The organism is Gallibacterium genomosp. 2, assembly GCF_000771895.1.
GTDB lineage: Bacteria > Pseudomonadota > Gammaproteobacteria > Enterobacterales > Pasteurellaceae > Gallibacterium.
Genome location: NZ_JPXY01000050.1, coordinates 1 through 22,936, shown reverse-complemented (window position 1 = coordinate 22,936; position 22,936 = coordinate 1). Strand labels below are relative to the sequence as shown.

The window sequence follows — 22,936 nt, the reverse complement described above, 5'->3', positions numbered from 1 at the left end:
TGTGCTGTGCTGTGCTGTCAGGCATTGTAATTTTCCTTTTTTAACTGTCAATAGTTAAAAATTTTTTATTTTACAAACCTAATGCTTCATAAATCAATTATATTCTACTATTTTTTGATGCTATCAATTAACAAAGCCATAATAGTAACTCTTTCGTTATGAACACACTCTGAACAATTTAAGCTAAAACAACCCTTACTTAAAAATAAGGGCTGATTCAACACAATGTAAAAACCTAATACAAAACTCTTGCCTTGATGGTGCCATCAATCTGTTTCAATTTTTGCTGTAGGCTTTCTGTGTTTTCAGATTCCACATCAATCACCACGTAACCGATTGTTTCATCAGTCTGCAAATATTGTGCGGCAATATTAACGCCATTATCCACAAAGATTTGATTGATTTTATTCAAAATACCCGGGCGATTATGATGAATATGCAATAACCGTTTTGCTTTCGCCAAACTGTGGCTCGGCAAGGACACTTCAGGGAAATTGACGGCGGTAACAGTTGAACCGTTGTCAGAATATTTAACAAATTTGCTTGCCACTTCAGTGCCTATATTCTCTTGCGCTTCAGAGGTTGAGCCACCGATATGCGGAGTTAAAATCACATTTTCAAAACGGCGCAACGGTGATTCAAACACTTCATTAATCGAAGCCGGCTCTTTCGGGAACACATCAATCGCGGCACCACGTAATTTTCCGGCTTCCAATGCTGCACTTAAGGCATCAATATCAAGCACTGTTCCGCGTGCGGCATTAATCAAAATAGCGCCCTGTTTTAATTGTGCAATTCGCTCTGCACTCATCAAATTCTTGGTAGAACTGTTTTCCGGCACGTGTAACGAAACCACATCGCTCATTGTTAATAGCTCTTCCAAAGTGCGAACCTGTTGCGCATTACCCAATGGCAATTTGTTTTCAATATCGTAGAAATAGACACGCATTCCGAGTGATTCGGCAATCACACTTAATTGTGAACCAATATGACCATAACCGATAATACCGAGAATTTTTCCTCTGGCTTCGTTTGAACCTGCCGCTGATTTATTCCAAACACCACGATGCACCTCAAAATTGGCTTTCGGCACATTGCGCATTAATAACAACATTTCCCCTAACACCAATTCAGCCACGGAACGTGTGTTTGAGAACGGCGCATTAAACACCGGAATACCACGTTGTTTCGCCGCTTCCAAATCCACTTGGTTGGTGCCGATACAGAAACAGCCAATCGCAATTAATTTATGGGCGTGCTGCAACACTTTTTCGGTTAAGTGGGTGCGGGAGCGGATGCCGATAAAATGGGCATCTTTAATCGCTTCGATTAACTCTTCTTCATCAAGCGCTTTTTTGTGGTATTCGATATTGGAATAGCCGGCATTATGCAACACTTCCAACGCACTTTCGTGCACGCCTTCCAACAACAAGAACTTAATTTTTGCTTTATCTAACGATACTTTAGCTGTCATATTTGCATTTTCCTTTATTATATGTGTGAAATTTATTTGAGAATTTGTGCGCCGTCAGGGCTACCGACAATCACGATATCCGCCGGACGTAACGCAAAAATACCGTTGGTAACCACGCCAGCAACATTGTTTAACTCTTTCTCCATTTCAACCGGATTAAGAATTTTAAAATTGTGTACATCCAAAATAATATTGCCGTTATCAGTAACCACGCCTTCACGATATTCCGGTGAGCCGCCCAACGCCACCAATTTACGTGCCACTTGAGAACGCGCCATTGGGATCACTTCAACCGGCAATGGGAAAGTTGAACCTAACACATCCACCTGTTTAGAACGATCGACAATACAGATAAATGTTTTTGCTAACGCTGCCACAATTTTTTCTCGGGTTAATGCCGCACCGCCGCCTTTAATCATCATTTTATGCGGTGTAATTTCATCCGCACCGTCAACATAAATATCCAAACCGGAAACATCATTGGCACTGAACACTTCAATACCTTGCGCACGCAACAATGCTTCTGAGTTTTTTGAGGCTGCCACCGCACCTTTAATTTTATGTTTAATTGTTCCTAATGCTTCAATAAAACAATTTACTGTGGAGCCGCTGCCTACGCCGACAATCGTATCCGCCTGCACATATTGCAACGCCGCATTTGCCGCCATTTTCTTCATTGTTAATTGATCCATTTCATCATCCTTTCATTCAACTATTTGATAAAAAAAGCGTCAGCAAGTCATTAAGAAATAGTTTACCGTGTTCAGTAATTTGCCAACTCTCTGTCCGCTCTACAATATAATCCTGTTTTAATGCCTCGTCTATCTGCTTTTCAATCACATTCAAGCCTAATCCGGTAAATCGCTCAAAATCAGCTTTCGGCACCGCTTCCAACAGGCGAAAACGATTCATAAAAAACTCAAATGGACGATCTTGCCATTCTACATAATGTTGTTGATAACGATATTGCCCTTGCAAATAGCCTTTCGGGTGTTTGGTTTGCGAATAACGCAAAATTTGCCCATCGCTGAAGCTCACTTTGCCGTGCGCACCGCAACCAATCGCCAAATAATCCCCGAATCGCCAATAATTTAAATTGTGTTCGCACTGGAAACCGGGCTTGGCATAGGCTGAGGTTTCATACTGCTGATAACCGGCGGCAAGCAGTTTTTGATGCCCCGCCTCAAAAATTTGCCAAAGATCATCGTCATCCGGCAGACGCGGCGGTTTACTGGCAAACAGCGTGTTCGGCTCGATGGTTAATTGATACCAAGAAAGATGTGGCGGTGCTAATGCGATTGCTTGTGCCAAATCCGACAATGCGCTCTCCACACTTTGGTTCGGCAAGCCGTGCATTAAATCTAAATTAAAACGTTCAAATCCGGCTGCTTTAGCAAAATCGACCGCTTTTTTGGCTTCATTGCTGTTATGAATGCGCCCCAACAGTTGCAACTGTTGGTCGTGAAAGCTCTGCACGCCCATAGAAAGCCGTGTTACCCCTGCCTGACGATAACCTAAAAAACGCTCCACTTCCGCTGTGCCGGGGTTAGCTTCTAAAGTAATTTCAATATTTTGGCTAAACGGGATACGCTGTGCAATTTGTGCCAATAAAAAAGCGATACTTTCCGCAGAAAACAGGCTGGGTGTGCCGCCGCCGATAAAAATAGAATGTAATTGCCGTTGTTGAACAAAATCGAGCTGTTGATCTAAATCCGCCAGCAGATGTTGGATATACTGCTGTTGCGGAATGTCGCCTTTTTGTGCGTGCGAATTAAAATCGCAATAAGGGCATTTCTGAACACACCAAGGAATATGAATATATAAACTGAGAGGAGGTAAAACCATCATTTTAATTGCTGTTGTAATTTAATTAACGCTCTTGCCCGATGTGAAATTTGCTGTTTCTCTTCTTTGCTTAACTGTGCAAACGTTGCCTGTTTATCGGCGTAAAAGAATAACGCATCATAACCGAAACCATTTTCGCCAATTTCCTGTTCGGTAATGGCACCCTCACACTCTCCTTGCACAATAATTGGCACCGGATCATCAGCCGAACGCAATAACACGATGCAGCTGACAAACTTGGCTTTGCGTTGTGCTGCCGGAACGCCCTCAAGCAAATGCAATAATTTCGCACGATTATCCGCATCGCTTGCGTGTTCGCCGGCAAAACGTGCTGAATACAACCCCGGCTGCCCATTTAAATAATCCACTGCCAAGCCGGAATCATCCGCAATTGCCGGCAACCCACTGATTTTTGCCGCGTGCCGCGCCTTAATCAACGCATTTTCAACAAAGGTTAAACCGGTTTCCTCCGGGCTTTCAATTCCTAACGCTGTTTGTGCCACCACTTCAAACCCAAATTCTGCTAAGACATTCGCCATTTCATTGACTTTTCCTTGGTTACCTGTCGCTAAAATGATTTTTTGTTTTTTCATTAAATTTTTATCCTATTTTGCTCTGCTTAGGAAAAGAAACGCACGCTGAATATCCAACATTAGCGTGCGTTTTAGACTAATTAAAAAGTATAAGGATTTGACAATATTTCAGCAATATTTTCTTTATTGATATAGCATATCAATATTGATGATGTTCAAATCGAGTTATCATATCCAAACGTTGTTGATGACGTCCACCCTCATATTGTGTATTTATCCATAATGTTGCTAATGCTAAAGCTTTTTCTGGTGCTACTACTTTAGCTCCAAAAGCAATAATATTACTATCATTATGTTCTCTAGACATTAATGCACTATATGATCTGCACCCCAAAAGTTGGACTTATTATCCAACAGACAAAGGTGCAGATTTTTTATGACTAAATATACTCAACGTTTCAAACAACAAGTGCTCGACTTTTATCATCAAAATGGAAAAAACCGTTCGCTTACTCGCCAGTATTTTCAGCTTCCCCAAAGAACGTTAGCACGTTGGATTGCGAAATTTAATCATAATGGAATCAATGGATTAGCTGTGTTAGGTAAAAAACGATATTATTCTGTTGAGTTTAAATTAAAGGTTATTCAAGCTATCAAAAAAGGCCAGTGCTCCGCTGAAGCCGCCTGCTTTCGCTTTGATATCCCCAGTTCAGGGATAATTAGTCAATGGTTGCAACGCTTTGAAAAACAAGGTATAGATGGGTTATTACTCAAACCTAAAGGTCGTCCAAGTATGAAACTCAACTCACCTAAAATGCCACCAACGCCCAAAACAGAAGAAGAACGCTTGCGTTACCGAATTTTGGAATTAGAAGCGGAGAATGCAATTCTAAAAAAGTTGCAGGAACTCAACCAACAAAAAATGCAGAAAAAGCCGTCATCGTAAATGCCTTACACTCGCGTTTCCCGTTGGAATTGTTACTCAGGCTAATCGGATTGGCACACAGTTCGTTCTTTTATCATCTCAAGCCAAAGTCGGATAAAAATGTAGTGATTTCACAGAAAATAGGGGAAATTTATCGCAAAAATGACGAAAATTATGGTTATCGTCGAATTACCTTGGAATTAAGGAAATACTTGATTATCAACCACAAAAGGGTGCAAGCGATAATGCAACGTTTGGGGTTAAAAGGAAAAAGTAAGCAGAAAAAATATCGTTCTTACCAAGGCAAAGTGGGACACATTGCCGATAATCTGTTGCAACGGGATTTTACGGCAACGGTGCCGAATGAGAAGTGGGTAACGGATATCACCGAGTTCAAATGTGCGGAAGGCAAAGTGTATTTATCGCCGATTAAAGACTTGTTTAATAACGAAATTATTGCTTATGATGTGGCGAGAAGTCCGAGTTTTGAGCAGATAACCAGAATGTTGACCCAGGCGGTGAACCGATTAGCGGGGGAAAAACCGATACTGCATTCCGACCAAGGATGACAGTATCAAATGATGGGTTATCGGGAGATATTGAAAAAACACGGTATTAAGCAAAGTATGTCGAGAAAAGGCAATTGCCTTGATAATGGTGCGATGGAAAGCTTTTTCGGGCGATTGAAGACGGAATATTACTTTGGCAAGCGGTTTGAAACCTTTGAACAGCTTGAAAAAGTGATTCACGAGTACATTCATTACTACAACAATGAGCGTATTCAAGTGAAGCTCAAAGGACTAAGCCCTGTGGAATACAGAACTCAGTCCTTGAATTAAAATTAAATTAGAATATAGTCTAACTTTTTGGGGGCAGATCAGATTTTAGTGGCTTTTTTATTTGAGTTTTCTCTTAAAAACATCTCTATTTTGTGACCGCACTTTTCTTATTTTAATTTTTTTCTGTACTTTTCTAAGTCAATACTGTCGTTTTATTTCTAAGCCATAATATTGTTGGAATAATGGGTTATTTGAGCGAAAATAAAAATATTTAATGATAATAATTTCTATTTGCGTTGTTTTATTCTATACTTTCTGCATTCATCACTCTTTTTAATTAGGAGAATTATCAATGCGTTATCAAACCCCATTTTTATTACTCTGTTTCGCCTATGCTTGTCCTGTTTTGGCTGAGCAGCTTGATGAAATTTTAGTGCAGGGACAGCAAACAGAAAGTCATTCACCCACTACCGAAAGAAAAAATCAAACTGTCATTCAAACTGAACTTATTAGGGATACGAAAGATTTAGTGCGTTATAGCACAGACGTGGGCGTAGCGGACAATGGGCGTTTTTTGAAGGGATTTTCTTTGCGTGGGGTGGAAGGAAATCGTGTCGGAATGAGTATTGATGGGGTGAATTTGCCTGACAGCGAAGAAAACACGCTGTATGGCAGATATGGCAATTTTAACCCTTCTCGATTAAGCATTGATACGGAGCTAGTGCGGACGATTGATATTGTAAAAGGGGCGGATAGCGTGCATTCGGGCAGTGGGGCGTTAGGGGGAACGGTGAATTACCAAACCTTAGAACCCTACGATCTGGTTTTTGATGGCAATCGTTTTGGTGTGTTACTGCATACGGGATATGCGAGTAAAAACCGCGAATGGGTGCGAACCTTTGGGCTAGGTTATGTGGGCGAAAAGGTGGAGGCACTTTTGCTTTATTCGCAAAGAACGGGACACGAACTGAAAAGTAATGGACGTGGGGATAACATCAGCGGATCGAGCAGCCAACAGCCCGATCCATCTTCCCATCGCTTTCATAGCTATTTAGCCAAATTAGGCATTCAATTTAATGATCAGCATAAAATCGGCTTTAATCTCAATGGTCAGCAGGGACATCGCTATACTGATGAACGGAGCTACAATCTTTTATCAAGTGCTTGGCGTGAAGCGGACGATCAAAATAAACGCCTCAATGCCAATGTTTATTATCGCTATACGCCACAATCGGACTATTTAGCCTTTACCCAGTTAGATTTTGATTATCAAAAAACCGATCTTGCAGCAGTGAATTATAAAGGCGGGCGAAATTGGTTCACAGGAGAAAAAGAGCTTGATGAAGTGTTCGATCGCCGAATGAAAACCACTTTTAAACGGCTTTCATTTTATGCGGAAAGCGAGCCGTTGAACACGTTTAAGATCATCGGCGGAAGCCATACATTCGGCATTAAAATGGCGGCGAGTGAGCGTCAATTTAAAAATGACAACCTTGATACCTATATTTTTTCAAATTCTCGTCGGGATATTCAATACACCATTCAATATCCCGTTAAAACTACGCAATACAGCCTTGCATTAAAAGATGACATTGTATGGTTACCCGAAATTCACCAATGGCAACCTAAAATCACCACCCATCTCGCTTTGGGTTATGATTACACTAAATATCAGCCTCAATCCTTAAATGCCCCTTGCAGTGTGGCGTGTTTGGCTGAGGGTATGCCCGCAAAAAGCCGTTTTATTAATTGGAGTGGGCTGGCAGGTATTGACATTCAAGCGACAGAAAACTGGATATTGGGCTATTTACTCAGCTCGGGCTATCGTTTACCGACGGCAACCGAACGCTATTTCACCTTTACCAACGCCTATGGGACGTGGAAATCTAACCCTGATTTAAAAGCAGAGCATAGCTTAAGCCATAATCTTTTTCTCAAAGGGGAAAGTTCGCTTGGTGTATTGGATATTGCCCTTTACCAAAGCCACTATCGTGATTTTTTGTTTGAACAAGAAAGCCTGATTGAACAAACTCAATACGGGCGAACATTCCAAACCCCAATGCAACAAATGGTGAATGTGGATAATGCCAAAATTCACGGCATTGAAATTAAAGCACTGCTCAATGTAAACCAAGTGCTTCCCGTGCCTGAGGGCATAAAATTTATGGCGGCATTGGGTTATAGCAAAGGTAAGTTATCCAATAATGCCAGCTTATTATCCATTCAACCAATGAAAGTGGTGTTGGGGTTAGATTATGAAGATCCGCAAGGAAAATGGGGCATTTTCAGTTCAGCCGCCTGACTTATCTCGCTGCCAAAAAAGCGAAAGACGCGAAAGTTTTTGAAAACAAAAACCGTTGTATTCATTGGGAATATGATTATTGGTACGATAAAGAAATGTGTGCAAAAGAAATTATATACCAAGATATTGAAACCTATAAATATTTGAACAAATCCGCCTATATTTTTGACCTCTTTGGCTACTATAAAATTAAGCCAAATATCACCTTGCGGGCTGGGGTTTATAATTTATTTAACCGCCGCTACCATACTTGGGACGCATTACGCGGCATTAATGCCAACAGCACAACCAACAGTGTTGATCGCAATGGCTTAGGGCTGGAACGTTTCTATGCACCAGGGCGGAATTATAGTGCCTCAATCGAAATACGTTTTTAAACGCGATGCGATAAGGAAATCAACATTATGATGATTGATAAACGACTGATTCACACCGTAACAGACAGCAAAAAATGGATTGCAATCACGGTGTGGTGGAATTGGCTGGCGTTAATAGGTGGGATTATTAGTGCCGCCGCTTTTGCTCTGTGCTTGCAATGGGCGTGGCAGCAGCGGTTAGATCTGAAAAGTGCGGTGCTTTTTTTGAGCGTTTTTTTGCTGGCGTTGCTGTTGCGTGTGGTTGCAGGAAAGCGAGCGGTAACCGCGTCTTATCAGGCGAGTGTCAAAGTTAAACACCAGCTTAGAACGCTGATTTATCAAAAATTGGTATCAATGCCGCTCAACCAAGTTCAGCAGCAATCCACCTCTTCCATCATTCAAATCGCCTCTGAGGGCGTTGAGCAACTGGAAATTTATTTCGGACGCTATTTACCACAGCTTTTTTACAGCTTACTTGCCCCCCTCACCCTCTTTACGGTGTTGCTCTGTTTTAATGTGCTGACCGCCTTGATTTTATTGCTTTGCGTGCCACTCATTCCCATTTCGATTATCGTGGTGAATAAAATCGCAAAACGCTTATTGCATAAATATTGGGCGGTTTATGTGGGGCTGGGGAGCAGTTTTTTAGACAATTTGCAGGGCTTGATTACGCTAAAAATTTATCAAGATGATGACTACAAAGCCAAGCAAATGGCACAAGAAGCCGAACATTTCCGCCATATCACAATGAAAGTGCTGACAATGCAGCTTAACTCTGTGTCGATTATGGATTTATTGGCTTACGGCGGGGCGGCTCTCGGCATTTTCACTGCGTTGTGGCAATTTCAAGCGGGGCATTTGACGGTGTTTGGCGTGGTGTTATTTATTCTGCTTTCTGCCGAATTTTTTATCCCCCTGCGTTTGTTGGGATCGTTTTTCCACGTTGCGATGAATGGCAAAGCCGCGTCAGATAAAATCTTCGCTCTGCTTGATACCCCCGTTGAGCAACCGCAAAGTGCGGTGGATTTTTGCGATAAAAATCCGCTTGAAGTGGAAATCAAACAGCTTGATTTTGCTTACCAGCCAGAAAAGCCTATTTTTCAACAACTTAGTTTAACCATTCCAGCCAATCAGCTCAGCGTTTTTGTCGGCGAAAGTGGCTGTGGAAAATCTACGCTGGTGGCATTATTAATGGGTTTTTATGCCCCGCAACAGGGCGAAATTTGCTTTAATCAGAAAAATATCGCCGAGCTGAGCCGAGCCTCACGCTATCAACGCATTAGCCTTGTTAGCCACAGTAGCTATATTTTCAAAGGCACGCTACGCGAAAATTTGCAAATGGCGAAGGAAAATGCCACTGATGAAGAAATGTATCAATGCCTGCAACAAGTGAATTTGGCGGAGTTTGTGCGGCAAAATGGCGGGCTTGAAATGCCGTTATTAAGTCGAGGGAGCAACCTCTCTGGTGGGCAAATTCAGCGTTTAGCCCTTGCTAGAGCCTTATTACATCAGGCGGATTGTTATATTTTTGATGAGGCCACCAGCAATATTGATGTGGAAAGTGAGGAAATCATTTTGCAACTCATTCAGCGTTTAAAAGAAGAAAAAACGATCATTATGATTTCTCATCGTTTAGCCAACGCCATTAATGCCGATCAAATTTACGTTCTGCAACAAGGCAATCTTATCGAACAAGGCACGCATAGCCAATTAATGGCGAAACAAGGGGCATATAGCCGAATGTTTAATCAGCAAAAACAATTAGAAGCAGTGAGCAAGGGGGCGATCAATGGGTAAAAATGGCGTTGTGATAATGTGGCAGTTGCTGAAATTGGTAATGCCTTTAGCCCATTTGATGAGTTTTACCATTATCACGGGCGTGTTGGGCTTTTTGGCTGCCATTTTCATTATGGTGTTGGGGGCAATGGGGCTGGCGAATTTAATCGGTTTTAGCACGCATCTCAATTTAAGCCAAATTTTGACCGCACTTTTTATTTTGGCACTGGCTCGTGGCATTTTGCGTTACTTAGAACAAATGTCGGGGCATTATATCGCCTTCAAACTGCTCGCCTTGTTGCGGGACAAGGTGTTCACCGCCTTACGAAAATTGGCATTTGTGAAATTGCAAGGCAAGCAAGCGGGGCAACTGCTTTCGTTAGTAACCAATGATATTGAATTATTAGAGGTTTTTTATGCTCACACCATTGCCCCGATAATGATTGCGATCATCACCTCTGCCATTTTGTTAGGCGTGTTTGCACATATTTCCCTATGGTTAATGAGCGTGGCTCTGCTGGCTTATTTCACTATTGGCTTTCTGCTGCCTGTTTTCACCACCAAAATGGCACGCGAAGAGGGACGGCAATATCGCCAGTTAGTAGGGGAGATGAATGATTATTTTCTCGATAGTCTGCGAGGAATGAAAGAAATCCAGCTCTTTAATCAGGCGGAAGCCCGCCTTGCTGCCATTCACCAACGTAGCCAAAATATCGATCAGGCTTTTTGGCGATTGAAACAGCAAGAAAGTCAGGTGCGGCGTTACAGCGAAATCGCCGTTTCGCTCTTTAATATCGCAATGCTATTTGTGGGGCTTGCACTGTATGCCACGCAACACATTGATTTTTATGGCTTATTGATCGCAGTGATTTTGTTGATGTCGAGTTATGGACCTGTGATTGCACTCAGTAATCTTTCCAATAATCTACTACAAACCTTAGCCAGCGGTGAACGTGTGCTAGGTTTGCTCGCCGAAGAACCCGAGTTGCAAGAGGTGCATAAGGGGAAAAATCTCGTTCAAATTGAACGCTTATGTGGCGAAGACCTGCATTTTAGCTATGGCGATGAAATGATTTTATCCGCTATTCAATTCAGTCTAAACAAAGGGGAAATCTTAGGCATTCACGGACGTAGTGGCAGTGGAAAAAGCACGTTACTTAAATTGATAATGCGTTTTTACGATCCACAGCAAGGGAAAATTGAAATTAATGGCAAAAATCTGACCGCACTTAATACTCAAACCTTGCGGCAAAATATCGCTTACATTACACAGCAAACCTATATTTTCAATCAAAGTATTGGTGAAAATATCCAAATGGCAAAGCGAAATGCCAGCCGTGAAGACGTGATCGAAGCGGCGAAAAAAGCGGCTATTCACGATTTCATTATGAGCCTGCCACAGGGTTATGACACCAAGGTTTCAGAGCTGGGAAGCAGTTTATCCGACGGCGAAAAACAACGTATCGGCATCGCACGGGCGTTTTTGCACAATGCTCCGATCATTCTGCTTGATGAACCCACTAGCAATTTAGACAGCCTAAATGAAGCAATGATTTTACAAGCCTTATTAAAGGTCAAAGCGGAAAAATTGATTATCCTCGTCAGCCACCGAGCGTCCACAATGGCGATTTGTGATAAGGTGCTTAAAATTGAGAATGGACGATTGTCGTAAAATATCGTCATTGGATTGCAAAATAATACGGCGTTAGCTTGCCTCGCCGTATTATTTTTATTGTCAGCGGATCAACGTCTTATTTTGTTTTAAACTGAAACGACCATATTATTCAAAACAAGAAAATTGGCTCAACAATCAAATCAAACTGAATAATTTTTATAAAAAAACAGCCACACATTCGTGGCTGTTTCTATTTAATTAAAAATGCGGTCTTTTTTCCGACTAGTTTTTTTCTTTTGGCAGAGCTTTGATTGCGTAAATTAATCCGCCCCAAATAATAACCAACGCGACGGTCATCATAATAATTGCACTGGTACTCATTTGATTAATCCTCTTTTGTTTGATCATTTAGGCTAAATAATTCTTCGTGTTTCCATTTGAGGCGTGAGAGTAAGAAAGAAACCACAACCAGCCCAACAGCCATACCCCAACCAAAAATATTCACGAACCAAGATGGATAGCCCTCGTAGCCTTCGGTGAACACTTTTGCCCCTTCGCTTAACAACATAAAGGCGAGAATCCCTGTGGTTAGCACGATACATAAACGCCATAAAAAGCCTACTTTGAAAGACGAGGTTGCGTTTAAATGGCTTTCCAAGGTGCTGAGTTTTTCGTTCGTTACAATCGCGACTAAAGACACAAATGCCACTGCTACAATACCGAAATAGTTCACGAATTTATCCAATACATCAAGCATCGGCAAGCCTGTGGTTGTACCGAATAAAATCACAGAAACCAACATCATAGGCAGACCTACGATAACTGTAACTTTTGTGCGACGAATGCGTAATTTGTCTTGTACCGCAGAAATAATCACTTCGATCACCGAAATAAAAGAAGTTAATGCCGCAAAGGTGAGGGAAGCGAAGAATAATACCCCTAGCACTTCGCCGAATGGGGCTTTATTGATGATGGTTGGGAATGCGAAGAACGCCAAACCAATTCCGCCTTTGGCAACTTCACTCACTTCTTGCCCTGAGGCAGTTGCCATAAAGCCAAGTGCAGCGAATACGCCAATGCCTGCGAGCAATTCAAAACTACTGTTCGCAAAGCCAACGACTAAGCCATTGCCCGTTAAATCGGAGTCTTTTTTCAGGTAAGACGCATAGGTGATCATAATGCCGAAACAAATGGAGAGGGAGAAGAAAATCTGCCCATATGCGGCGATCCACACACTCGGGTCAGATAATTTCGACCAGTTCGGCGTAAATAACGCATCTAAGCCTTTTGCTGCCCCTGGTAAGAATAAGGACGACACCACTAACACCACAAACATCACCAATAGCACCGGCATTAAAATCGTGGAGGCTTTGGCAATCCCTTTTTGTACGCCAAGGGCAAGCACGCCAAGTGCTACTAGCCACACGGCGATTAACGGCCCAACTACCATTCCCACAAATTCAAAGCTGACCCCTTGAGCAATATCGCCCATTTTTAAGAAATCGTGTAAGAAAAAGTCGATAGGCTTATCGCCCCAAGCGGCATTGAAAGAAAAATAGGTGTAGCTCGCTGCCCAGCCAAGCACCACCGCATAGTAAATCCCGATGATTACATTCACCATCACTTGCCACCAGCCGAAGGTTTCGAAATGGCGGTTAAAACGGCGATAAGACAGCGGCGCACCGCCACGATGACGATGTCCGATAGCATAGTCTAAAAATAATAAAGGAATCCCCGCCGTTAAAAGGGCGACAAGATAAGGAATAATGAAAGCACCACCACCGTTCTCATAAGTGGTATAAGGAAAACGCCAAATGTTTCCTAATCCCACAGCTGAACCGATGGCGGCAAAAATAAAGGCACGGCTACCCGAAAAGGTTTCGCGTTTCGCTGACTGTGTCATATTACCACCTATAAACGTTAAAGAAATGTGAATATTAAGCAAATATAGCGGAATATGAGTTTTAGTCAATAGTTAAAAATACTATAAGCAGTCCTTTTTTTCTATATTTTGGCAGTTTTTATAGTTTTAAATTTTGCAAAGATTTTTATTTTTAGATTAATATTCTAAAAATGAGTTCCTCATAAGTAATCGTGCTAAAAAGCCTATCTTCTCCCCACATAAAAAACTAGCTTAAAAAAATGCAAAAAATTTTGTAAAAAATGGCCGCACTTTTGATTTTTACTTCAAAAGTGAGCCGATAAAAATGTAAATTAATGATGATTTGTTCATAAAAAATCTGCACCTTAATTGCTGGTTTTTACGTCCAAGTTTAGGGTGCAGATTAAAGCATAATGTATTTTTTTACTATTAAATATATTTATGAAATTTCAGGGCTAACCCAGTCAAATAGTTTTTTACTTCTAGGGCAAGTCATAAGATTTTCTAGTTCTTTCACACAATGCTGATAGTGTGGCGTTTTTCTATGCTCATTTAGAGCTTCTTCACTCGCGTAAACTTCATAAGCATAAAAACGTGTTTTGATTTCAGGGTCGCGTAAAACATCGAAACGAATATTCCCTTTTTCAGCACTTGTGCAAGCCTGATGATGTTTAAAAAGGGTTAAGAATTCTTCTTCTTTTCCTTCTTTCACATTAATTTCAACTAACATTGTAAGCATAATTGCTCCTTAATGAATTTGTGGTTAACTATTTTTTTCGTGAAGATAGAGTTGATAAGCTTTTTCCGAATTTTCACCGCCATGAACAACGGCATTCACGGCTTTTAACATCGCAATAGGTGAATCTGATTGGAAAATATTTCTTCCCATATCTACCCCTAAAGCGCCTTGATCTATAGCTTGATAGCACATTTCTAATGCATCGCGTTCTGGGAGCTTTTTCCCGCCAGCAATAACAATGGGAACAGGGCATCCAGCTGTAACACGCTCAAAGCCTTTATCAACATAATAGGTTTTGATTATATTTGCGCCCATTTCTGCAGCAATACGCGTAGAAAGTGAAAAATAGCGTTGATCTCTAGCCATATCTTTACCAACACCAGTTACAGCCATAATTGGCATTCCATAGCGATAACCTTGATCAACCAATTTGATAATATTTTTAATTGATTGATGTTCGTATTCTGAGCCAATATAAACTTGCGCCGCCATAGCCGATACGTTTAGTCTTAATGCATCTTCAATATCAACTGCAACGGCTTCATTCGATAATTCAGTTAGAATTGAATTTGCTCCTGATGCACGTAATGCAATAGGCTTATTAGTATCTGGAGGAACAACGCTACGTAAGATCCCTCTTGTACACATTAAAACATCAGTATATTCAAATAATGGTGCAATATTGAGATCTATGCGTTCTAATCCTGTCGTTGGGCCTTGAAAATAACCGTGATCAAAAGCTAACATAATTGTTTTACCTGTTTTAGGATTAAATATGTTAGCCAGTCTAGATTGCATTCCCCAGTCTAACGCTGCACATCCTTTTAAATAAAATGCTTTATGTGTTTGGGGCTTATCTAATCCGAAGTCTTTTCCATCTTTGATATCATCTAAATCTGCCATTTTATTCACCTACCTGATTTTAAAAATTATAGTTGTCAATATTATCTTTGGTAAAAACAACACGTTCAGGAAGGAGTACAATTCCATTTCCTTTCGCTTCATATTGATAACCTTGAACACTATTTGGTGATACCTCAACTTCACCAATATCAGGAACGTTAACTTTATCTCCTACGTTTAGTGTTCGGCCTTTTAAAAGTTCATTTGTTACAGCAATAGAAATTTCACCCTGTTTTACTACATCCCATAGACCAAATTGTTTTACTGTGCCGCGTTTTACATAAGGTCGCATGACATTTGGTGTACTAAAACCAACAATCGTAATTTTGTCATTTTTTAAGTTTTCCGCAGCTTGGGCGGCAGCAGGTAAGGCATTTGCATCAGGCGCAATAATAATATCTAAGTCTGGATAGGCCTTGATAATACCTTCTGCTGTTTGCAAAGATTTAATTGCATCATTATAACCAAACTGAGTCGTTACAATTTCCCATTCTGGATGTTCTTTACTGATTTTTGCTTTAGCAGCGTTCACCCATTGGTTTTGATCTGTTACTGTTGGACTAGAATAGAAAAAGGCAACTTTAGCTTTAGGTTTAGTGACTTGATTAGCGGCCATTTCAACTAGCATTGAACCAAGTTGTTCAGGTGTGCCTTGGTTGATATAGTAGCTTCGACATTCAGGTTTTACATCAGAGTCCCACGTAAGAATTTTTACACCTCTTTTCATTGCACGTTGTAATGTAGAACAAAGACCTTCAGGGGAAACCGCAGAAACGACAATTGCGTTATAGCCTTGATTCACAAAGTTATTAATTAATTGTACTTGGTTTGATACGCTTGGTTCTGTTGGGCCATCGTAGGTAACATTTACACCTAGTTTTTTACCCATTTCAGTCGCACCTTGGCCACCACTTGTAAAAAAGCCAACGCCAACGAGTTTAGGAATGAATGCGATTCTATCGGCAGCTTGTACAAAAGTAGCTGTTAAACCTAACATAATAGCCAGTGCGGTTGTTTTTAATTGCATTTTCATAGTGAGTCTCCTATTTTATAGTTGAACATTAATGAGATACTGCATAAATAAAAGTTAAAGATTAATTATAAAAGTCCTCCTTTATTTATTTTTGTTTTAAATAAAAAACATTCTTCTTAAGCCAATTCATAATAAAACTTCGATATATGCTGAATGATTTTCCAATTAGTACGATAATTAATAATGCTCCTGATAAAGCACTAGAAATTTCATTAGAGACACCAACCATTTGTAAACCCTGTTGTAGATAGCCAATTAATAGCGCAGCAATGGCTGTGCCAAGAACAGAACCCGCTCCACCATAGATATTTGCACCGCCTAATACAACAGCTGTAAGCACAGGCATTAATAATGAACTACCTAAGTCAGAACGAGCTGAGCCAAAATAGGATACTAGTAATATTCCAACAAATGCTGCAACGGCACCTAATAAACCGTAAATAATAAATAAGGTTTGTTTGATAGGTACGGCATTATAAATAGAAGTACGTTCATTTTGGCCAATTAAAAATATACTTCTGCCAATGACTGTTTTATGCATTAATAACCAGAATATTATGGCTATAATAATGAAGTAAATAATTGAAGTTGGAATGTTGAAAATACTTTGATTAGCGAAGTTTAATAAACTATCTGGAAAACCACCGATACCTTCATAACCAGTAGCGCCAGCAAACCCAGATAGCAATAAAGCTCCACCACCGTAAAGATACATTGTTCCTAGTGTAATGACGAGAGGATTAACTTTGGTGTACAAAATAAGACTTGCATTAAGTAACCCACATAAAATTCCAATGATAAAAGTAAGAAAAATAGCAATACTTAGAGGATAACCTAATTGAAATAAGACACCTAAAGATATAGCACAAAGACCGACAGTAGAACCAAAAGAAATATCCATACCGCCACTAACAATAATCAGTGTCAGTGGTAATGCCAACATTCCAATATAAATAAAGTCACTTGTGCTATATAACAAAATATTGATATCTAGCATTCTAGGGTTAAATAAACCAAATCCAATTATTTCTAAAATAACAAGAAAGAATAATGTTATTTCCCAGCTATATTTCTTTATCTGTAACATAATTTCTCCTTAATTTATTTAGTGTTAAGGAATCTGGAGTAACGTTGTAGTTTTAAGTTTTCACTAATCATTACTCTTATTCTTCCATCAAAAATTAATACACATAGTAAAACGAGTCCTGCAATAAAATTATTCCAATAAGCAGGAACTTTAAGTAAAACCAAGATCGTATCAATTTGTATCAGGAAGTAAGCGCCTAATACGGCACCGAGAATATTTCCTGTTCCACCAAGCAAACTAATTCCACCTAATACACAAGCAGCAATAGCTTTCATTTCTAAACCACTGCCAGTTGAGTTCGGAACAAAACCAATTTGTGAAGTGAATACTATTCCAGCGATGGCCGCCATTAATCCATTAATTGTAAATGCAAGGATTCGAATCTGATTTGTTTTCACACCAAGTTGTAATGCACCTTGTAGATTATCGCCTACGGCATAGAAATTGCGTCCATTTTGAGTACGAGTAAGAATGAAGTAAGAAATTAAAATAAGTATTAGTGTCATCCATCCAATGGGAGAGATAGATAACAAGTTAGGGGATGCAAGTAATTTTAAATCTTGTGGTAATCCTTCGATCCATTTACCACCAGTGATTAATAGCATTATTCCTTTGTACAAACCTAATGTACCTAGTGTGGCAACAATAGCAGGTATCTTTAATAAAGTAACAAGTATTCCATTAAATATTCCCGCTGCGATTCCACATAATAAAGTCATAAAAAATGCAGTAACCAGATTAAATTCAGCGTTAAAAAGACTACCCATAATTACAGCACATAGCCCCATTATTGAACCGATGGAAACATCAATGTTACGCGTTAAAATAACGAACGTTGTACCTAGTGCTAATAGGATAACAATAAGAGATGAATTAAAAATCATTGTTATTGTTTGCAAATGAAATCCATTACCTTCAAATCCAAGTAATAGAAAAAGAAATAAAATAGCAATTAGAATGGTTATTTCTCTATTGTTTTGAATGAATTTCCACATAGTTTGGTGTCTCCTTTGAAATTTATCCGCCAAATGCAAATTGCATAATCTTATCGCTATTTATTTGATCACCTTGCAAACTACAGTTAATTTCTCCATCATGCATAACAAGAACACGATCAGACATTTTCTCGATTTCTTCTAAGTCAGAAGAAATGAAAAGCACGGCAACATTTTGTTTAGCGACTGATTTGATAAGTTGATAGATATCAGCTCTTGCGCCAACATCAACACCGCGAGTAGGTTCATCAACGATCAGTAAACGTGGATTGGCTTCTAAACATTTAGCAATTAAGACTTTTTGCTGATTTCCACCAGATAGGGTGCGAATAGGTTGTTGTGGCATTGCATATTTTATACCCATCGCTCTTTTATAACGTTCTAAAGTAGCATTTTCTCTATTTTCATCTAGCCAGAATCCTTGATTGTAATAAGTGAGCGCACAGACATTCCAAGTAAGTGCCGCATCTAAATATAATCCTGAAGATTGCCGGTCTTCGGGAAGATAAACAATACCTTTTTGTAAACGCTGTTTTAATGAGAGAGAAGTAATATTTTCATTTTTAAATAAAATTTCACCGCACTTTGCTTTTCTTAAACCATATAAGGTTTCTGCAAGTTCTGTTCTACCAGCTCCTACAACACCAGCTAATCCAAGTATTTCACCAGGATAAAGATCAAAGGTGATATTTTTAAAACCTTCACCAGTTAAATGATTTACTTCAAGGATAGGAGAGTTAGTATCTTTAGTACGTAGATGACCAGGTAATTCTAACCAAAATTTTTGTGTTTCATTAAGCTGAGCATTTTTCAAGCTAGGCTTAATTGCGTTGATAATTTTTTCTTGAGTTAGGTCATTGGTTTTTCCTGTTAAAGCGATATATCCATCTCGCATAATACTAATGCGATGAGAGATCTGACATACTTCATTTAATTTATGGGAAATAAAAATGATACCTACACCTTTATCTAATAATGAATTAATTTTATTAAATAGATTTTCAGTTTCAGCAGGTGTTAAAGAAGCTGTGGGCTCATCAAGAATAAGCAAACTTGCGTTACGCATTAGTCCGCGCATTATTTCCACAAGTTGTTGATCTGCAACTTCTAAAGATCCTGCTTGCATATCAAGAGACAAATGAGAGTTTAGCTCTTTCAGCAATTCATTTAGTTTTTCTTCATTTTCTTTATGACGGGGTAAACTAAAAAGGATATTTTCTTTTACGGTTAAATTTGGAAAGAGCAGAGGTTCTTGTGGAACAAGATAGATTCCAAGACGATGTGCTTTCTGTGGGGAAAGTCTAGTCTGAATTTCACCACCAATTTTTATTGTGCCACTATCAGCAGATTGGATACCAGCGATAATTTTCATTAATGTTGATTTTCCAGCGCCATTCCCACCTAATAGTGAGTGAATTTCACCAGCATATACAGAAAAATCTATATCTTTAAGAACTTCTACGCCTGAAAAGGATTTGCTGATATTATGTACATCTAATAAACATTTTTTCATTGAAGATTCATTATGCATAAGATGTTACCTTTAATGATTGAACAAATGTGAAATCTGAAATTCAATTTATCATAATGTTAGTTCCAAACATAAAATAAATCTGTGATCAAGATCTCATATTCAGATTATTTACCCTATAAATGGAAGTTTTTATCTAAAAAGTGATCTTTGTCACAGTATTTGAAAAAATTGAAAATGAACAATTGATATTTTTATGATTCATATGAATAATATTTGTGAGTAGAAAATGAATGAAAAAAGACAAGAAATGAACGCATTATCTCATTCAATGACAGAAGAAGAGCTTTTAGCTCGTATTGCTTGGTTTTATTACCAAGATAATTTAACACAAGGTGAAATTGGAGAAAGACTAGGATTACCTAGGCTAAAAGTTTCTCGACTGTTAGAAAGAGGGCGTCAGCATGGGATTATTAAAGTTCAGATTAACTCTCGGTTTACTGGATGCTTAGAATTAGAACAGGCTTTACAACAACGTTTTGATTTGAAATATATTCGAATTTTACCAGAGCTAGAACAACATGATCTGAATGAACGCTTAGGAATTGGAGCTGCGCAATTATTAATGTCCTTACTCAAGCCTAATCAACTTTTATCCATTGGGTTTGGGGAAACCATTATGCAGACTATCAAATATAGCAATGATTTTATTACTCAGAATCAAATTAAACTGATTACCTTATCTGGTGGGGTTGGTCCCTATATGAAAGGTATTGGCCAATTGGATGGCTCTTGTTCCGTGAGTATTATCCCAGCTCCGTTAAGGGCTTCATCAATAGAAGCGGCTAAATTATTTAAAAAAGAAGCTTGTGTTAGGGATATTATGCTTGCAGCTTGTAGTGCTGATGTCGCAATCGTTGGTATTGGAGCAACGCGGCAGCGAGGACAAGCAACATTATTGCGTTCAGGTTATATAACAGAAGAAAAGCAGCAAACAATTAGATCAAAAGGTGCTGTAGGAGATATTCTTGGTTATTTTATGCAAAAAGATGGCACATTACAGCCTGATATGCCATTGCATGAAGAGTTAATCAGTGTTTCTTTAGATAACTTGCAAAAAATTCCTAATGTAATTGGTATTGCAGGTGGAGAAAATAAGGTCGAAGCTATCCTAAGTGCATTATATGGGAAGCATATCAATTCATTGGTAACAGAAGAAAAAACGGCTCGTATGATCCTTGCACACCTTGTCTAGATGTTATAAGTGCGGTTGATTTTTTAGCGTTTTTTCAAGATTATTCAGGAGGGAACATGGAAAAGAAATCAGCCTATTTAATGGCATTAGATGCAGGAACAGGGAGTATTAGAGCGGTTATTTTTGATTTAGAAGGAAATCAAATTGGTGCAGCACAATACGAATGGAGTCATTTAAGCGATCCAAATATCCCAGGATCAATGGAGTTTGATTTAGAACATAATTGGGATTTAGCTTGTAAAAGTATTTCGACAGTATTAGATAAAACGAAAATAAGTCCCGATCAGATTTTAGCAATTTCGACCTGTTCAATGCGTGAAGGTATTGTCTTATACGATGAAAAACAGCAACCAATTTGGGCTTGTGGTAATGTTGATGCTAGAGCAACCCAAGAGGTGAATGAATTAAAAGAGCTTTATAATCATACATTTGAAGAAACACTTTATCATATTTCAGGCCAAACTTTGGCATTAAGTGCTGTACCAAGATTATTATGGCTCGCCCATCACCGTAGTGATATTTATCGAAAAACCAAAGCGATAACCATGATTAGCGATTGGCTCGGATTTATGCTAAGTGGGCAGCTTGCGGTAGAACCTTCTAATGCGGGAACTACGGGGATGTTGGATTTGCATACTCGCCAATGGTCTCCAATGCTGTTAGATATGGCGGGATTAAACTCTACTATTTTGCCTCCAGTTAAGGAAACAGGTGAAGTCTTAGGGCAGGTTACAAAGCAAGCAGCGGAAATAACAGGATTGAAAGAGGGAACACCAGTCATTGTAGGTGGCGGAGATGTTCAGCTGGGGTGTTTAGGGTTAGGTATTACAGAGCCTTCACAGGCGGCGATTATTGGGGGGACTTTTTGGCAACAAGTGGTAAATCTGCCAGCCCCACAGACAGATCCTGAAATGAATATTCGTATAAATCCTTATGTCATTTCTCCCTTAGTTCAAGCTGAATCTATTAGTTTTTTCACTGGATTAACGATGCGTTGGTTTAGAGATGTTTTTTGTGAAGAAGAAAAACATTTAGCTGAAAAACTTGGCGTTGATGCTTATAGCTTACTCGAACAAATGGCAGAAAAGGTACCTGCTGGAGCAAATGATGTTATACCTATTTTTTCTGATGCGATGCATTTTAAATCTTGGTATCACGCAGCACCATCATTTATTAATCTTTCGATTGATCCAGAAAAATGCAATAAACCTGTTTTATTTAGAGCATTAGAAGAAAACGCAGCGGTAGTATCTTCTTATAATTTAGATCAGGTAGAAAAATTTTCTAAAGTTAAACTAAAAGAAATTGTTTTTGCTGGTGGCGGAGCTAAAGGAAAATTATGGAGTCAAATCCTTGCTGATGTTACAGGACTGATTGTAAATATTCCTGTAGTAAAAGAGGCAACTGCATTAGGTTGTGCGATTGCAGCAGGTGTTGGCGTTGGGGTTTATTCTTCTTTGGCCGAAGCAGGAAAAAAACTTGTCAGATTTGAACGAAAACATATACCAAACCCTAAAAATTATGAGCTTTATCAGCAGCGCAAACAACAATGGGCTGAAGTTTATCAGAAACAATTACAACTTGTAGATGAAGGATTAACCACATCATTGTGGAAAGCACCAGGTGTAAAATAATCATTCAGCCCAATAAAAAACCTAGCCATCAAGCTAGGTTTTTTATTGGAATGAAATCAGATTAAAGTTCATCAAACAAAGGTGCTACATCAGGCATTACACCGCGCCACAAATAAAAGGCGTGGGCGGCTTGGCCGACGAGCATTCCGAAGCCATCGCTGTAATGTTGTGCGCCTTGTTGTTTGGCGAGGGCAATAAATGGCGTGTCTGTGCCTTTGCTGTATTGCATATCGTACACCGCGCCAGCTTGTTGCAAAATGTTGGGGGCAATCGCCACTGATCTGCACCCCAAAAGTTGGACTTATTATCCAACAGACAAAGGTGCAGATTTT

The 22,936-nt window shown here is 39.4% G+C and carries 17 protein-coding genes and 3 pseudogenes; 6 read left to right on the top strand and 14 right to left on the bottom strand.

Annotated elements, in window-relative coordinates; translation table 11 throughout:
• Window positions 1-235: 235 nt before the first annotated feature.
• The 5 genes from serA to P375_RS10360 form a co-directional block, all read right to left on the bottom strand.
• A complete protein-coding gene (serA, locus tag P375_RS10380) occupies window positions 236-1,474 on the bottom strand; it encodes a phosphoglycerate dehydrogenase (RefSeq protein ID WP_039136779.1) in 1,239 nt (412 codons plus the stop codon).
• A gap of 32 nt (window positions 1,475-1,506) precedes the next feature.
• The gene (gene rpiA / locus P375_RS10375) at window positions 1,507-2,166 is read right to left on the bottom strand and encodes a ribose-5-phosphate isomerase RpiA (RefSeq protein WP_013746091.1); all 660 of its coding nucleotides are present in this window, start codon (window positions 2,164-2,166) and stop codon (window positions 1,507-1,509) included.
• Window positions 2,167-2,182: 16 nt separating this feature from the next.
• Window positions 2,183-3,322, bottom strand: coding sequence for a radical SAM family heme chaperone HemW (gene hemW, locus P375_RS10370; protein ID WP_039136777.1), 1,140 nt, complete (start codon window positions 3,320-3,322; stop codon window positions 2,183-2,185).
• Window positions 3,319-3,912, bottom strand: a complete 594-nt coding sequence (locus P375_RS10365) for an XTP/dITP diphosphatase (protein ID WP_039136775.1) — start codon at window positions 3,910-3,912, stop codon at window positions 3,319-3,321. The genes hemW and P375_RS10365 overlap by 4 nt, the downstream gene beginning before the upstream one ends.
• A 139-nt stretch (window positions 3,913-4,051) precedes the next feature.
• A complete protein-coding gene (locus tag P375_RS10360; RefSeq protein WP_268988173.1) occupies window positions 4,052-4,246 on the bottom strand; it encodes an RpiB/LacA/LacB family sugar-phosphate isomerase in 195 nt (64 codons plus the stop codon).
• A 42-nt stretch (window positions 4,247-4,288) separates the two neighbouring features.
• Here P375_RS10360 and P375_RS12445 point away from each other — a divergent pair.
• The 4 genes and pseudogenes from P375_RS12445 (at window position 4,289) to P375_RS10335 (ending at window position 11,662) form a co-directional block, all read left to right on the top strand.
• A pseudogene (locus tag P375_RS12445) lies at window positions 4,289-5,616 on the top strand (IS3 family transposase).
• Window positions 5,617-5,908: 292 nt separating this feature from the next.
• Window positions 5,909-8,235 (top strand): annotated as a pseudogene (locus P375_RS10345) (TonB-dependent hemoglobin/transferrin/lactoferrin family receptor).
• Between the two features lie 27 nt (window positions 8,236-8,262).
• Window positions 8,263-10,011: an ABC transporter ATP-binding protein/permease gene (locus tag P375_RS10340; RefSeq protein WP_039136773.1), complete on the top strand. Its 1,749-nt coding sequence runs from the start codon at window positions 8,263-8,265 to the stop codon at window positions 10,009-10,011.
• The gene (locus P375_RS10335) at window positions 10,004-11,662 is read left to right on the top strand and encodes an amino acid ABC transporter ATP-binding/permease protein (RefSeq protein WP_039136771.1); all 1,659 of its coding nucleotides are present in this window, start codon (window positions 10,004-10,006) and stop codon (window positions 11,660-11,662) included. The genes P375_RS10340 and P375_RS10335 overlap by 8 nt, the downstream gene beginning before the upstream one ends.
• Before the next feature lie 225 nt (window positions 11,663-11,887).
• Here the strand turns inward: P375_RS10335 and P375_RS12255 are convergent, their stop codons facing one another.
• The 8 genes from P375_RS12255 to lsrA all read right to left on the bottom strand — a co-directional run bounded on the left by P375_RS12255 (window position 11,888) and on the right by lsrA (window position 19,775).
• The gene (locus P375_RS12255; RefSeq protein ID WP_017806746.1) at window positions 11,888-11,986 is read right to left on the bottom strand and encodes a methionine/alanine import family NSS transporter small subunit; all 99 of its coding nucleotides are present in this window, start codon (window positions 11,984-11,986) and stop codon (window positions 11,888-11,890) included.
• Window positions 11,987-11,990: 4 nt separating this feature from the next.
• Window positions 11,991-13,508 (bottom strand): sodium-dependent transporter, encoded by a 1,518-nt coding sequence (locus P375_RS10325; protein ID WP_017806747.1) that lies wholly within the window; start codon window positions 13,506-13,508, stop codon window positions 11,991-11,993.
• 418 nt (window positions 13,509-13,926) lie between these two features.
• Complete coding sequence (lsrG, locus tag P375_RS10320) at window positions 13,927-14,226, bottom strand: (4S)-4-hydroxy-5-phosphonooxypentane-2,3-dione isomerase (protein ID WP_039090075.1); 300 nt, start codon at window positions 14,224-14,226, stop codon at window positions 13,927-13,929.
• Window positions 14,227-14,250: 24 nt separating this feature from the next.
• A complete protein-coding gene (gene lsrF / locus P375_RS10315; protein WP_039136767.1) occupies window positions 14,251-15,129 on the bottom strand; it encodes a 3-hydroxy-5-phosphonooxypentane-2,4-dione thiolase in 879 nt (292 codons plus the stop codon).
• 19 nt (window positions 15,130-15,148) lie between these two features.
• Window positions 15,149-16,162 (bottom strand): autoinducer 2 ABC transporter substrate-binding protein LsrB, encoded by a 1,014-nt coding sequence (gene lsrB, locus P375_RS10310; RefSeq protein ID WP_039136764.1) that lies wholly within the window; start codon window positions 16,160-16,162, stop codon window positions 15,149-15,151.
• Between the two features lie 85 nt (window positions 16,163-16,247).
• On the bottom strand, window positions 16,248-17,249 hold the full coding sequence (gene lsrD, locus P375_RS10305; RefSeq protein WP_039136762.1) for an autoinducer 2 ABC transporter permease LsrD: 1,002 nt from the start codon (window positions 17,247-17,249) through the stop codon (window positions 16,248-16,250).
• A gap of 14 nt (window positions 17,250-17,263) precedes the next feature.
• On the bottom strand, window positions 17,264-18,244 hold the full coding sequence (gene lsrC, locus P375_RS10300; RefSeq protein ID WP_039136760.1) for an autoinducer 2 ABC transporter permease LsrC: 981 nt from the start codon (window positions 18,242-18,244) through the stop codon (window positions 17,264-17,266).
• Window positions 18,245-18,266: 22 nt separating this feature from the next.
• A complete protein-coding gene (gene lsrA / locus P375_RS10295; RefSeq protein WP_039136758.1) occupies window positions 18,267-19,775 on the bottom strand; it encodes an autoinducer 2 ABC transporter ATP-binding protein LsrA in 1,509 nt (502 codons plus the stop codon).
• A 250-nt stretch (window positions 19,776-20,025) separates the two neighbouring features.
• Here lsrA and lsrR point away from each other — a divergent pair, with 250 nt between their 5' ends.
• The gene (gene lsrR / locus P375_RS10290; RefSeq protein WP_245176456.1) at window positions 20,026-20,970 is read left to right on the top strand and encodes a transcriptional regulator LsrR; all 945 of its coding nucleotides are present in this window, start codon (window positions 20,026-20,028) and stop codon (window positions 20,968-20,970) included.
• 80 nt (window positions 20,971-21,050) lie between these two features.
• Window positions 21,051-22,604: an autoinducer-2 kinase gene (gene lsrK, locus P375_RS10285; RefSeq protein ID WP_432430745.1), complete on the top strand. Its 1,554-nt coding sequence runs from the start codon at window positions 21,051-21,053 to the stop codon at window positions 22,602-22,604.
• Window positions 22,605-22,665: 61 nt separating this feature from the next.
• Here lsrK and P375_RS10280 read toward each other — a convergent pair.
• Window positions 22,666-22,875 (bottom strand): annotated as a pseudogene (locus P375_RS10280) (shikimate dehydrogenase); the annotation flags it as partial.
• Between the last annotated feature and the right edge of the window lie 61 nt (window positions 22,876-22,936).